Genomic DNA, 12103 nt, shown 5'->3' with positions numbered 1-12103 from the left:
AACCCCCAGTCCGAAAGGACCGGGGGTTTTTGCGTTCCAGGGCAAGGAGTGAGGGGAAGCGGAACCGAGATTGCAGTGCGGGGTTGACCTCAATGAGCATTCAGACATGCTCATGCCGCAACTCAAGACCAAGAAGCCTCATGCGTTTATTCCTTGCCGTGCTCTCCATCATCCTCGCCGTCTCCATGCCGGCCTTCGCGCAAACACCAGCTGCGGCCCCGGCCCCTGATTCAAGTATCGATGATCTGGTGCGCATCCTGGAGAACGACGATAGCCGCGCGGCGCTGATCGACCGTCTCAAACAGAGCGAGAGCGTGCCTAGTGAGGCGAGCCTGCCCGCCGATGCACCGGCAGATCTCAGCATCGTGCGGCAATTGGCTGAGTATACCAAGGCGGCTGCGGAAGGGACGTCCAGCACGTTCCGCGCCATTGGAAGGGTGTTCACCGAGCTGCATCAGGGGCTGACGGGGACCTTCGACGCGGATCTTTCAGCATTCTGGGATGTTGCCGTGCGGGTGGCCATGGTGGCCGTGGGCTTGTTTGCCAGTTTCTGGGTGCTGCGGCTCGTCGCTGTCTGGCTGCAGGGACAGATCGGGCGGCGTGTGGTCGGTCGAGGCTGGCTAGCGCGCATTCTGGGCGCGCTGGGTGCAGCGGCGGTTGATCTGGGTTCAGTGCTGCTGGCGTGGGCCATTGGTTACGCCGTTGCGCTTGTTCTCGTTGGCGACACGCGGGGACAGATGGGCATTAACCAATCCCTGCTGCTCAACGCCTTCCTGATCGTTGAAATGGTCAAGATGGTCGCGCGGGTGATTCTGTCGCCGCGACACGAGGCGCTGCGTCTGATCCCGGTCTCTGACGGTAATGCGGCCTATTGGTCATTCTGGCTGGCGCGGGTGATCTCGCTGATTGGCTACACCTTCCTCTTCGTGTCGCCACTGCTGGCCGCCAATCTCTCGGTCGGTGCCGCATCGGCCGTACAGGTGCTGGTGATGGGGACGGCGGTGACCATCGGCATTATCATCGTGCTGCAGAACAAGGATGATGTGCGCACCTGGTTGACAGGGATCGCCGAGCGGCGTGGCAATGATGGCTATGGCCAGTTGCTGATCCTGCTCGGGCGCTATTGGCACGTCTTTGCCATTCTCTACCTCGTGACGCTGCTGGTGGTGTGGTTCACCAATCCAGACGAGGCACTGCCCTTCATGCTGGGCGCGACGGTCCAGTCGATCATTGCCATTATCGTTGGCGTGGTGATCGTCAGCTTCATCTCGCGCTTTGTGCAGGTCGGGCTGCGGCTGCCCGATGACATCAAGCAGCGCCTGCCGCTGCTTGAGAGCCGGCTGCATGCCTTCGTGCCGACGGTGATGCAGATCGTGCGCTGGGTGGTGATCGCCGGGGTGGTCGTTGCCATTGCGCAGGCCTGGTCACTGTTCGACTTCGTGGGTTGGATCAGCAGCGACGGCGGGCAGGAGGTGGCGGGCGCCGTGATTTCTGCGGCGCTGATTATTGTCGCCTGTATCGTGCTGCATGTCGTGGTGGCGAGTTGGGTCGAGTACCGGCTCAATACCAATTACGGCAAGATGCCGACGGCGCGCGAGAAAACGCTGTTGAGCCTGTTCCGCAATGCCTTCACCGTGGCTTTGGTCGTGTTCGGCAGCATGCTGGCTCTAGCACAGATCGGCGTGAACATTGCCCCATTGCTGGCTGGTGCCGGTGTGATCGGTCTGGCCATCGGTTTTGGCGCGCAGAAGCTGGTGCAGGACATCATCACCGGCATCTTCATCCAGTTCGAAAACATCATGAACGAAGGCGACGTGGTGGAAGCGGCCGGCAAGGCGGGCGTGGTAGAAAAGCTCACCATCCGCTCTGTGACCATCCGCGACATGAGCGGCACGGTGCATCTGATCCCGTTTTCCTCGGTCGATCAGGTCAGCAATATGGTGCGGGGCTTCTCGTTCTATGTGGCTGAATTCGACGTTGCCTATGACAGCGACATCGATGCGGTCAAACAGGTAATGCGCGATGCCTTTGAGGTCGTGGTGGCCACCGAGCACAAGGCGGTCATTCTCGATGATCTTGATCCGCCCGCATTGGTGTCGATGACGCCGGGCCAGATGAAGTTCCGTTCGCGCATCAAAACGCTTGCGGGCAAGCAATGGGGGCCGGGACGGCTCTATAGCGAGACGGTCAAGCGCCTCCTCGCCGAGCGGGGCATTCAGGCGGCGACGCAAACCATCACCTATCGCACGGTCGATGGGCGGACCCCATTGGCGCCGCCAAGTACCGAAACCGAGGATTGATCGGGGCCGAGTGCTTGGCAAATTCCCGGGTTGGCGAAATCGTGATCGTCGCCCGGGCGGGATCGGCTTAGCCTTAAGCCCATCTTAATTGGATGGGTTAAAATAGTGATACGCGCCGCCGTTAGGCTGGTGCACCCGGAGAGGGTGCGGCCCTCTCCCTTGTCCGTGACCCCAATGGTTGCTGCGTATCACGAGGCCCGACATGACCTTTTTTCAGACCAAGCGATTTTCATTATTTCCCCGTTTTGGCGCGATTGCCGTTGCGGCCGCGCTGACGCTTGGAAGCGTTGCAGCGCCTTTGGCAAACAGTGCGGACTTCGTGCGTAGCCTTTGGCCCGCGGCGCAGGAGCGCGGTGTCAGCCGTGCCGCATTCGAGGCGGCCTTTGCCGGTTACAGCTATCTGCCCAAGGTGATGGAGCTGACACGCAAGCAACCTGAGTTCTCCCAGACGGTGCAGCAATATATCGATCGGCGGGTGACCAATGCACAGGCCGCCAAAGGCGCCGGCATGCGCAAGGAATGGAACCAGACACTGACCGGCGCGCAGCAGCGCTATGGCGTACAGCCCGAGATCGTGCTGGCTATCTGGGGCATGGAGACCAATTACGGGAGCTTTATGGGTGGCGAGAACACCATCCATGCGCTGGCGACGCTGACCGAGGGCGGCTATCGCACTGACTTCTTCCGGGGCGAGCTGCTGACGGCGCTGCGGATCATTTCGGATGGGCATGTGACGCCGCGCAATATGGTTGGTTCGTGGGCTGGGGCCATGGGGCATACCCAATTCATGCCATCGAGCTTCATGCGCTATGCCGTCGACTATAATGGCGACGGCAAGAAGGACATCTGGAACTCGGTGCCCGATGCCTTGGGTTCGACGGCCAACTACCTCAAGAGCTTTGGCTGGCGGCCTGGCGAGACCTGGGGCTATGAGGTCAAACTGCCCAGGGGCTTTGATTTTGCGCGCGCTCGTCAGGTGGAAAAAGCGACGCTGGGCCAATGGCAACAGATGGGCATTCAGCGCGTTTCGGGCCGGGCGTTTCCGCGCGGCGGTGACACGGCGCGGCTCTATATGCCGGCAGGGGCCAATGGTCCGGTCTTCCTGCTGTTGCCAAACTTTGATGTGATCAAGCGCTACAACAATTCCGACAGCTATGCGCTGGCGGTCGGCCATCTGGCAGATCGTATCCTGGGTGGTGGTGCGTTCGCGACGCCGTGGCCAGCGGGGGACTATGCGCTCAACAAGGACCAGCGCGCGCAGGTGCAGTCGCTATTGGCGCGGGCAGGGTATGATGTTGGTACACCTGACGGGGTGATCGGTCCCAAGACGCGTGCGGCCGTCATGTCGTTCCAGGCGCGGGCGGGGCTGGTCGCCGATGGCCATGTCTCGGGGCGCCTGCTTGACGCACTGAAACGTTAGATTGTCGTTAACCTTCTGTTAACCAAGAAAGCTCACCCTGTGTGGGCTTAAGTAGAGGGCAGGGCGGTCTCGGACATTGAGGCACCTGCCCTCGCCCATTTCCACTCATCCGATCACGTTTCTGCGCAACGGCCTCTTGTGCCGCCTGCCGGTGCCGTGGTCATAAAATCATCGGCTTTGTCCCGCAGGGCTCGGCCTCCCATTTTCGAACGTTGTGCTCATGCTGACCATGCCCTTGCCGTTTCGTCGTCTTGCCGCTTTGGTGCTGATGCTGGCGGCCATTGTGCCCGTGCCGGCCTTTGCCATCTCGGTGATGGATCCGTTCAACCTGCCCGCGGCGATGGACGCTGGTACCGCCAAGGTTGGCGACGGCATTCCCTATGCCGATGGACCCCGCCACCGGCTGGATATCTACGCCCCGGAACAGCGCGGCGCGTCGGCACCCGTGGTGTTCTTCATCTATGGTGGCGGCTGGAACCGCGGCGAGCGCAGCGACTATCAGTTTGTCGGCCGGGCGCTGGCCGCGCGCGGCTTCATCACGGTGATCGCCGATTATCGGCTGGTGCCGGAGGTTCAGTATCCAGCGTTCCTCGAAGACAGTGCCAGTGCGCTGCGCTGGGTGCAGGACAATATCGCCCAATATGGTGGTGACACCAATCGGCTGTTCCTCGCCGGGCACTCGGCAGGCGCCTATAACGCGACCATGCTGGCGCTCGACCCATCCTTCCTGCGAGACTATGGCGTCACCATGCCGATCCTGGGTGTGGCCGCGCTGTCCGGTCCCTACGACTTCTACCCGTTCGAATATGGCGAAGTGCGCGATGCCTTTGGCAGCGCCCCAAACCCCGAAGGCACACAGCCCATCAATCTCGTGACCTCGGGTATTCCGCCGATGTATCTGGCCACGGGCACGACCGATCCGATCGTGCGCATGCAGAACACCGAGCGGTTCGCGCAGAAGCTCAAGGCGAGCGGCGTCTGGGTCACCACGCGTTACTACGAAGGCTTTGGCCATATGGAGCCGGTGATTGCCATGGGCGCTCTGTGGCGCTGGCGCATGCCGGTGCTCGACGACATGGTGGCATTCTTCCAGATGTTCGGCGCTTTCCCAAGCGGGGTGCCTTATCTGGCAGTCGCGCCTGAGGCCCCTGAAATGCTGCCTGATGCTATCGCCCCGATGGACCAGATCATCTCGCAGATGGACGCCATGTTCCAGCGCGTTGAAAAGTGACCCTTGTGCCGGAATCACGTTAGCGTTCCGGCATGAGCAACCACCTCCGATATTCAGGCGCCAGCGCGGATAGCCAGAGCAAGGCGCTTGAGGCGATCATTCGTGATCAGGCGGTGCTGATGGTTGTCTTGGTTGGGCTGCGCGATCTGGCGCTGCCCGATCATCTACTGGTGGCCGGGGCTATCTACAATCAGGTTTGGAATGCGCTGACGGATCGCCCAACGCTAACCGGCGTCAACGATATCGATGTGTTTTACTTCGATGATGCCGATATTGGCTGGGACGCCGAGGATCGTGTGATCAAGACGTGTGAGCAGCGGTTCGCCAATCTCCCGGTCCCGGTGCAGGTGCGCAATCAGGCGCGGGTGCATCTGTGGTTCGAAGACAAGTTCGGCAGCCCGTTTACGCCGCTTAGTTCCTCGGCGGAGATGCTGGGACGCTATGCGTCCACAAGCCACGCGGTCGGGGCGCGACTCAATGCAGATGACAGCATGACAATCGTCGCCCCATTCGGGCTCGACGATCTCTTCTCGTTCCGCATTATGCCCAATCCGGTGCTCGATAATCGTGCGCTGCACACCAAGAAATGCGCACAGGCCAAGGCGATCTGGCCGGAGCTGACGGTAGTGCCATGGCCGGATGTGCCTCAGCGGTAATCCCAAAACAAACCGCCCGGAACTGAGTTCCGGGCGGTTTGAATTCATGAAGGCTGGATTATTCAGCTTCGTCGGCGGACACCGAATTGAGCTGGCCGTACTTTTCTTCGCCGATCTTGGAGAGCAGCTCGAGCTGGGTCTCGAGGAAGTCGATGTGACCTTCCTCGTCGGTCAGGAGCGCTTCGAACAGGTTTTTGGAGACATAGTCGCCAAGCTGTTCGCACAGCTCGCGGCTGGCCTTGTAGGCCGCGCGGGCGTCGTACTCACCGGCCAGATCGGCCTCAAGCACTTCCTTGATGGTCTGGCCGATTCGCAGCGGCGCAACGCGCTGCAGGTTCGGATGGCCTTCGAGGAAAATGATGCGCTCGATCAGACGATCGGCGTGATGCATTTCTTCAATCGACTCAGCGCGTTCTTTGGACGCCAGCTTTTTATAGCCCCAGTCGTCCAGAAGACGAAAGTGCACCCAATACTGGTTGACTGCGCCGAGTTCGAGAAAGAGGGCCTCGTTAAGCCGCTCGATGACTTGTGCTTCGCCTTTCACGACGTACTCCACTCTGCTGTTTCTTGAGCTTTTCCAGGCCGGTCTGAATGTGGATCAGATCAGCTGCCGGATGGGCTTGCTGCGAGTGGTACTTTTCGGTGACGCGGACGATAATGTCCACCACATTCGGCACACAACCACCGCATTTGGCGCGACGGTCGAGCTCGTTATAGACCTTTGCCGGGACCACCAATTGCCACGGATCAGCAATCAGCAGATCGAGAACGATGTCCTCAATCTCCTTGGACGTGATCATATTGCACTGGCAGACGAGCATGGTTTTGCCGAGATGGACGAGTGGAGCTTGCTGGGCGCATAAAACGGCCGGATTAGGTGAATGTCAATGTCAGATATTGACGCGGGTTAACGCGTCGCCCTTTTGCTCACAGCCCCGTTGCCTCAGTAAACATCGGTGAGCAGCTCTGCCAGGCTGAGAGCCCGTTCTGCGGTCTGGTTCAGCATGCAGCTGGAGAAGCCGATGCTGCGCATCGTGCCGTAGCCCCAGCGGGCGTATTGGAACTGGCACTCTGCGTCTCGGAAGGCGATCCAGGCGCGCTGGGCCTTTTTGAGTTCGGCAAAGGCTTCCGCTGACAGCGATTCCTGAAGGGCCGCATAATTGTCATTGAGATAGCCATCCCACCAGCTGGTTTCGCGGGCGTTGCACTGGGAGATGCCGATGGTGCTGCCATTGCCCGGTTCCGCCTGACAGTCATTGCTGACCTGACCAATGCAGGTCCGGGCATCCTCTTGTTCGCCCGGCTTGGCATTGGCGTTGATGTCGCGCACGGTCTCGATGCATTGCTGAATCGCGATCTCGTCGGCTGGCGTGTAGGTCGCCGCCTCCTGCGCCAGAACAGGCGTGGCGAGGCAAGCGAGGAGGATAGCGGTCTGCAGAAGATAGTGGCGCATTACAGTTCCTTGCGGCGGCGTGCGGCGATGATGGCGGCGGATGCGGCTGTGCGATGCGCCGACGAGAAAAACTCCCGATGCGCCAGGATGATGATTGTGGCGAGGCTGGTGGCTATCGGCAGCCAATCGGCGGCAAACCAGGCGACCGTGGCCACCGAGAAATAGTAGGCGCGGATGCCGCTATTGAAGTTCTTGGCGCCCAGCGCATTCATGCGGGTGATCGCATCAATCTCTTCTTCACTGGTCTCGCGATCATGCTCGATCGCGCCCAGCATGATGCAGAAGTGATTGAACTGGCGCAGCGACAGGGTGAAGGCGAAGAACGCCAGCACGAACATGGTCAGCATGATCACCAGATGCAGCTGCACCTCACCGCTCGAAAACAGCCGGTCGCTGCCCGGAGGGTTCAGCGCTTCCAGGAGGGCTGGGAGCTGTCCGAACACGGCAAAGACGGCCAGGATCAGCAGCACGGCGGTCGATGCCAGAAAGCTCACCGAGCCCATGATATTGCCCGACAGGATCGCATCGAACGGCGATTCCCGGCGTGTGGCATTGGACACCCAGCGGCGGCGCTGCATGTTCATGATCACCGATAGGGAGGGGCGCACCTTTTCCACCTGCGGCACCACGATATTGTAGGCGAGGTAGCACAACAGGGGAAACAGGGTGGACAGGATCGACGGCAACAAATCAGGGCCCCACACAAAGCAACGCCATACTTATAGCGCGGTGACGGGAAAAGGCGACGGCGGCCCGTCGCCTTTTATGTGCATCAGATCGGGCGTGGATACTGGCGGTGAATCGCTTCGATTCCCGCCAGAACCTCGGGGCCGAGCGCGAGCTTGTGTGCGTCGATCGCGTTGGTCAGCTGTGCCGTACTGGTGGCGCCGACAATGACCGATGCCATGAATGGGCGGGTCAGAGCGAAAGCGATCGCCATTTGCGAAACGTCGAGCCCATGGGTGCGCGCAAGCTCCAGATAGGCTTTACCTGCCGCCTCTGAATACTCATTGAGGCGCCAGAAGCCCTTCTGGTAGTCGGCACGGCTCCCCTTGGGCACGGCGCCGTCGAAATACTTGCCGGTGATCAGGCCACCCGCCAAAGGCGAATAGGCCAGCAGGCCCACATCCTCGTGGTGGCTTAGCTCGGCCAAGTCGAGATCGAAATGGCGGCGCAGCAGGCTATATTCGTTCTGTACGGACACCAGGCGTGGCAGGCCCTTGGCTTCGGCAAGGCGCAGCCATTGGGCAATGCCCCAGGTGGTTTCGTTGGAGACGCCGACATGGCGAATCTTGCCTTCCTTGACCAGCTCGCCCAGCGTCTCGAGCATGTCTTCAAGATTGGCCAGCGTGTCGGCCGTGTCCTGCTTGTGCGGAGCATAAGTCCACGAGCCGTCGAAATTGTAGCTGCCGCGGCTGGCCCAGTGGATCTGATAGAGATCGAGATAGTCGGTCTTGAGGCGCCTCAGGCTCTGCTCAAGCGCGACTCGAACCGATGCGCCGTCGGCACGATGGCCGTCGCGGATAAATTTGGAGCCTCCGCCGACGATCTTGGAGGCCAGAATCCAGCTGTCACGCTTGCCGTTTGCCTGAAACCAGTTGCCGATGATTTCCTCGGTCCGGCCTGAGGTTTGTGTGCTGCCGGGTACGGCGTAAAGCTCGGCCGTGTCCATGAAATTGACGCCGGCATCGAGCGCCAGGTCGATCTGGGCGTGGCCTTCGGCCTCAGTGTTCTGGCTGCCCCATGTCATGGTGCCCAGGCAAATTTCGGTGACGCGCAGGTCGCTGCGGCCAAGCGGCTTCAATTTCATAGGGGATGTCTCGAAGAACAGGCTAGGGATGAGGTCAGTCTACAAAAGCGGTCGATAAATTGGTAGCGTTTGGAAGGGTTTGCGGGCGCGAAAACGGTTTGACGGCAGAAGCTGTCAAAAAACCTTCACGCAACGAAGTTTAGGGGTTGAGGTATCCGGCGGCACCCCCTATATACCCCTCACAACGCGGCGCCGGCCGCACTGATAACCGCCTCTAAGGCCCAGTTATCTCAAGCTTTGTCGCGGGATGGAGCAGCCCGGTAGCTCGTCAGGCTCATAACCTGAAGGTCGCAGGTTCAAATCCTGCTCCCGCAACCAAAAAGGCCCACTGAACTCAATGAGTTCAGTGGGCCTTTCCCTTTTCAGGGCATTGATCCCGCAGTTCTCTTCAAGAGCCCAGCTTGCCGCTTTGCCATTCGCGACTCATGTGTGCCAATGAGGCTGTGCGTTGAATGCGGTGGGTGAACAAATGGACGAGGCGAGAGAACGGGCGGCGTTGGAGATGGCGTTTTGTGAGCGCATCCTGGCCAAGTCTGGCGAGAACGTGCTGCGCGACACCCTGCGCGAGGCCAGCGAAGTGACGGCCTGGTCACATTACCCGCCCGGAGACGTGTTCGACCCGGAAAGCGGCGGGCAGTGGTACTATCACTCCCATGTTCCGGCAGCGGACGACGTCGAACACGGCCACTTTCATTGCTTTGTGCGGCCTGATGGCGCCAAGGGGCCGGTGCATCACCTGATCGCCGTGGGCGTTGACGCCTACGGGAAGCTGCATAGGCTGTTCACGGTCAATCATTGGGTGGTGGGCGATGACTGGCTGGATGCGTCTGCCACGATCGCCCTGTTGCCACGCTTTGACATGCAGCTGGCGCGGCCATCCTATCTGGTCAATCGCTGGTTGACGGCGGTGCTGACGCGCTACCAGCCTGAAATCGAGCAGCTTATTCGTGACCGCGACGTGGTTTTGGCGGACAGGGCTGATGCGGCGGACCCTGCTGCTATCCGCGGGGATCGCTCGCTCGAAGTGCTGTCGTCCCTGCGGATTGAGGCCTAGCGGTTCGCCAAAAGAAATGGCCCACCAAGGCGGGCCATTGACTGTCTGCTTAGGCGGGGAAGTCGGTGCCTGCCTTTGGCAGGTTGGGGTCCTGAACCCAATCGGTCCATGCGCCGTCATAGAGCTTGAGGTTCGAATAGCCCAGGTCGCGCAGGATCGCCAGCAGGTCGGACGCTGCCCAACCCCAGCCGCAGGTGGTGATGATTTCGGCCTCGGGGCCGACGCCCAGTTCCTTGAGCTTGGCCAGCAGGCCATCGACTTCGGCATGCAGTTCATTGGCATTGGAGAACAGGCCAATCGGCACGTTGAGCGAGCCAGGGATATGGCCACGCTCGTAACCTGCGGTGCCGCGAGCATCGAGAACGAAGGTGTTTTCGCGGCCCAGAGCGGCCAGCACGTAGTCCTTCTGCACGATATAAGGCTTGGTTGCGGTCAGCTTGAGATCGCTGGCTGGCAGGACCGTGGCTTCGGTGCTCAGCTCGCCATCCCAGGCGTTGATGCCGCCATCCAGGATATGCACATTGGGGAAGCCTGCCTGATCGAGCGAGACATAGATCTTGCCGGCAAAGCGGCCGGAGTCGGGACGCAGGGCGTCGTCTTCAAACTCGCCATAGACGACGATGGTCTGGTCATAGCTCAGGCCGTAGGAGGCCAGGATGGGCTCGAGTTCTTCGTAGCTCTTGGTTTCACCGATGACGCCGTCGACGTCCGGGGTTTCGATGAACTCACGTGGAATGTTGATCGCGCCGGGGATGTGGCCGGCCGCATAGCGTTCAGCGGTGCGGAAGTCGAGCAGCACGACATTGTCGCCCAGCGACTTGGTCTGATCCAGGCTGATATAGGCGCCGAGGCCTTCCGACTGCTGCAGCACGGCAGGCAGCGCGTAGGCGGCGGTGGACAGCGTCAGTCCGGAAGCGAAGGCGGCCAGCACGGCCAGTGTTTTGAGTTTCATGGAGCTTCTCCTTTTGGATGGATGGGGTGGCGGTTTGTCAGGGAACGAGGCCATATTCCCAGCCTGTCAGTGTCTCTTCCCAATGGGGGAACAGGTCGAACAGCCAGATCTGGATGGCGCGGTCGCCGCCGGTGAGGATCAGCACACCGACCAGAACGAGCAGCGCGCCGAAGATTTTCTTGATGAGGTCGCCATTGGCCTGAAAGAAGCGGAGGCGCTGCACCACGGCACGGCCGCCGAAAATGACGGCAACCATGGGCAGGGCGGTGCCCAACGCAAAGGCGAGGGTGACCAGCGTGGCGTTGAGTGTCACCTCCTGGTTCATCGCCAGGGTGAGCACCGAGGCCATGACCGGACCCACGCAGGGCGTCCAGGCAAGACCGAGGCCCGCACCAATCGCCAGACCGCCACCAAAACCTTCGCCCTGCGGTAGACGGGCCGATACCAGCGCGATGCCCCCGGTGTTGCGCTCAAGCCAGCGGGCCAGGATGGGGACAGCAAGGAAGATGCCGCACAGGATCAGCAAGATGCCGCTGGCGGTTCGCACGACGTCAGGGTTGAGACCGAGGGCGTTGACCAGGCTTGCCAGTGTCAGCGTTACCAGGGCAAAGCAGACCACAAAGCCGAGCATGACGCCCCATGGCCGCAAGCGGCCTGCCTGCGCCGACGATGCCAGAATCACCGGCAGCAAAGGCAGCACGCAGGGCGACAGGACCGTGACGACCCCGGCCAGAAAAGCGATCAGAATAGAGGCGTCCATCAGTAGTCGAACTGCGGGCGTGTATTGAGCGCTTCGATCCCGCCGCCGTTCCAAACCACCAGCTTGTCGGCGTTGCGGTCCACCTGCACATAGGTGTTCTGATAGGTCACGCCAAAGCGGGCCTTGAGCTCGGTTTCAGCATCGTAGTCGGCAATGACGAGGGTGATCCCCGGCTGGATTTCGGGCCAGCGACCGCGCAGCGACACCATGGTCGCGCGGCAGGTTGGGCACCAGTCCGCGTGGAAGTAGACGATGGCTGGACCCTTGGCCGCGATGGCCTTGAGCTGGTCCAGCGATTCGTAGGCGACGGCGTCGGCCTCGGGCCTGTCCTGGGCCAGAGCGGGGAGGGCAGTGCACAACGCCAAACCGGCGGAAGCACTGAGGAAATGACGCCTATTCATACTGTAAACTCGAACCAAAAACCGGCAATGGCCTTAGGCTGGCAAAACACGGCGTCGTGATCGAGT

General features: G+C 60.8%; 13 protein-coding genes and 1 tRNA gene. 6 read left to right on the top strand and 8 right to left on the bottom strand.

What is annotated here, in order from left to right; translation table 11 throughout:
• The first annotated feature begins 140 nt into the window (after window positions 1-140).
• The 4 genes from WH87_RS02840 to WH87_RS02825 all read left to right on the top strand — a co-directional run bounded on the left by WH87_RS02840 (window position 141) and on the right by WH87_RS02825 (window position 5607).
• Window positions 141-2300: a mechanosensitive ion channel domain-containing protein gene (locus WH87_RS02840; RefSeq protein ID WP_046139913.1), complete on the top strand. Its 2160-nt coding sequence runs from the start codon at window positions 141-143 to the stop codon at window positions 2298-2300.
• Between the two features lie 202 nt (window positions 2301-2502).
• Window positions 2503-3720 (top strand): lytic murein transglycosylase, encoded by a 1218-nt coding sequence (locus tag WH87_RS02835; protein WP_046139914.1) that lies wholly within the window; start codon window positions 2503-2505, stop codon window positions 3718-3720.
• Between the two features lie 220 nt (window positions 3721-3940).
• On the top strand, window positions 3941-4951 hold the full coding sequence (locus WH87_RS02830) for an alpha/beta hydrolase (RefSeq protein ID WP_245622289.1): 1011 nt from the start codon (window positions 3941-3943) through the stop codon (window positions 4949-4951).
• Window positions 4952-4983: 32 nt separating this feature from the next.
• A complete protein-coding gene (locus tag WH87_RS02825; protein WP_046139915.1) occupies window positions 4984-5607 on the top strand; it encodes a nucleotidyltransferase family protein in 624 nt (207 codons plus the stop codon).
• A 58-nt stretch (window positions 5608-5665) separates the two neighbouring features.
• Here WH87_RS02825 and bfr read toward each other — a convergent pair whose 3' ends face one another.
• The 5 genes from bfr to WH87_RS02800 all read right to left on the bottom strand — a co-directional run bounded on the left by bfr (window position 5666) and on the right by WH87_RS02800 (window position 8870).
• Window positions 5666-6151 (bottom strand): bacterioferritin, encoded by a 486-nt coding sequence (bfr, locus tag WH87_RS02820; RefSeq protein WP_046140137.1) that lies wholly within the window; start codon window positions 6149-6151, stop codon window positions 5666-5668.
• A complete protein-coding gene (locus WH87_RS19250; protein WP_082092459.1) occupies window positions 6117-6428 on the bottom strand; it encodes a (2Fe-2S)-binding protein in 312 nt (103 codons plus the stop codon). Before WH87_RS19250 ends, bfr begins: the two co-directional genes overlap by 35 nt.
• A 122-nt stretch (window positions 6429-6550) precedes the next feature.
• Window positions 6551-7060, bottom strand: a complete 510-nt coding sequence (locus WH87_RS02810) for a lysozyme inhibitor LprI family protein (RefSeq protein WP_052726538.1) — start codon at window positions 7058-7060, stop codon at window positions 6551-6553.
• On the bottom strand, window positions 7060-7749 hold the full coding sequence (locus tag WH87_RS02805; protein ID WP_052726539.1) for a DUF599 domain-containing protein: 690 nt from the start codon (window positions 7747-7749) through the stop codon (window positions 7060-7062). The genes WH87_RS02810 and WH87_RS02805 overlap by 1 nt, the downstream gene beginning before the upstream one ends.
• 83 nt (window positions 7750-7832) lie before the next feature.
• Window positions 7833-8870, bottom strand: a complete 1038-nt coding sequence (locus WH87_RS02800; RefSeq protein WP_046139917.1) for an aldo/keto reductase — start codon at window positions 8868-8870, stop codon at window positions 7833-7835.
• A gap of 241 nt (window positions 8871-9111) precedes the next feature.
• Between WH87_RS02800 and WH87_RS02795 the strand changes: the two genes are divergently transcribed.
• Window positions 9112-9188: transfer RNA gene (locus WH87_RS02795), tRNA-Met, on the top strand.
• Window positions 9189-9339: 151 nt separating this feature from the next.
• Window positions 9340-9924, top strand: coding sequence for a DUF6969 family protein (locus WH87_RS02790; protein WP_046139918.1), 585 nt, complete (start codon window positions 9340-9342; stop codon window positions 9922-9924).
• Window positions 9925-9973: 49 nt separating this feature from the next.
• Here WH87_RS02790 and WH87_RS02785 read toward each other — a convergent pair whose 3' ends face one another.
• Genes WH87_RS02785 through WH87_RS02775 form a run of 3 tightly spaced genes read right to left on the bottom strand, consistent with a single transcriptional unit; the run spans window position 9974 to window position 12037 of the window.
• Window positions 9974-10876, bottom strand: a complete 903-nt coding sequence (locus tag WH87_RS02785) for a sulfurtransferase (protein WP_046139919.1) — start codon at window positions 10874-10876, stop codon at window positions 9974-9976.
• A gap of 37 nt (window positions 10877-10913) precedes the next feature.
• Window positions 10914-11636, bottom strand: coding sequence for a cytochrome c biogenesis CcdA family protein (locus tag WH87_RS02780; RefSeq protein ID WP_046139920.1), 723 nt, complete (start codon window positions 11634-11636; stop codon window positions 10914-10916).
• Entirely contained in the window at window positions 11636-12037 is a 402-nt protein-coding gene (locus WH87_RS02775) for a thioredoxin family protein (protein WP_082092456.1), read from the bottom strand. The genes WH87_RS02780 and WH87_RS02775 overlap by 1 nt, the downstream gene beginning before the upstream one ends.
• Between the last annotated feature and the right edge of the window lie 66 nt (window positions 12038-12103).

The organism is Devosia epidermidihirudinis, assembly GCF_000971295.1.
In the GTDB taxonomy this organism is placed as follows: Bacteria; Pseudomonadota; Alphaproteobacteria; order Rhizobiales; family Devosiaceae; genus Devosia; species Devosia epidermidihirudinis.
This window is presented reverse-complemented; position numbering and strand designations above follow the sequence as displayed.

What these genes read in the sequence shown, in the direction of transcription:
- WH87_RS02840 (WP_046139913.1), top strand. Translation starts at nt 141, where the DNA reads ATGCGTTTATTCCTTGCCGTGCTCTCCATCATCCTCGCCGTCTCCATG.
- WH87_RS02835 (WP_046139914.1), top strand. Translation starts at nt 2,503, where the DNA reads ATGACCTTTTTTCAGACCAAGCGATTTTCATTATTTCCCCGTTTTGGC.
- WH87_RS02830 (WP_245622289.1), top strand. Translation starts at nt 3,941, where the DNA reads ATGCTGACCATGCCCTTGCCGTTTCGTCGTCTTGCCGCTTTGGTGCTG.
- WH87_RS02825 (WP_046139915.1), top strand. Translation starts at nt 4,984, where the DNA reads ATGAGCAACCACCTCCGATATTCAGGCGCCAGCGCGGATAGCCAGAGC.
- WH87_RS19250 (WP_082092459.1), bottom strand. Translation starts at nt 6,428, where the DNA reads ATGCTCGTCTGCCAGTGCAATATGATCACGTCCAAGGAGATTGAGGAC.
- WH87_RS02810 (WP_052726538.1), bottom strand. Translation starts at nt 7,060, where the DNA reads ATGCGCCACTATCTTCTGCAGACCGCTATCCTCCTCGCTTGCCTCGCC.
- WH87_RS02800 (WP_046139917.1), bottom strand. Translation starts at nt 8,870, where the DNA reads ATGAAATTGAAGCCGCTTGGCCGCAGCGACCTGCGCGTCACCGAAATT.
- WH87_RS02790 (WP_046139918.1), top strand. Translation starts at nt 9,340, where the DNA reads ATGGACGAGGCGAGAGAACGGGCGGCGTTGGAGATGGCGTTTTGTGAG.
- WH87_RS02785 (WP_046139919.1), bottom strand. Translation starts at nt 10,876, where the DNA reads ATGAAACTCAAAACACTGGCCGTGCTGGCCGCCTTCGCTTCCGGACTG.
- WH87_RS02780 (WP_046139920.1), bottom strand. Translation starts at nt 11,636, where the DNA reads ATGGACGCCTCTATTCTGATCGCTTTTCTGGCCGGGGTCGTCACGGTC.
- WH87_RS02775 (WP_082092456.1), bottom strand. Translation starts at nt 12,037, where the DNA reads ATGAATAGGCGTCATTTCCTCAGTGCTTCCGCCGGTTTGGCGTTGTGC.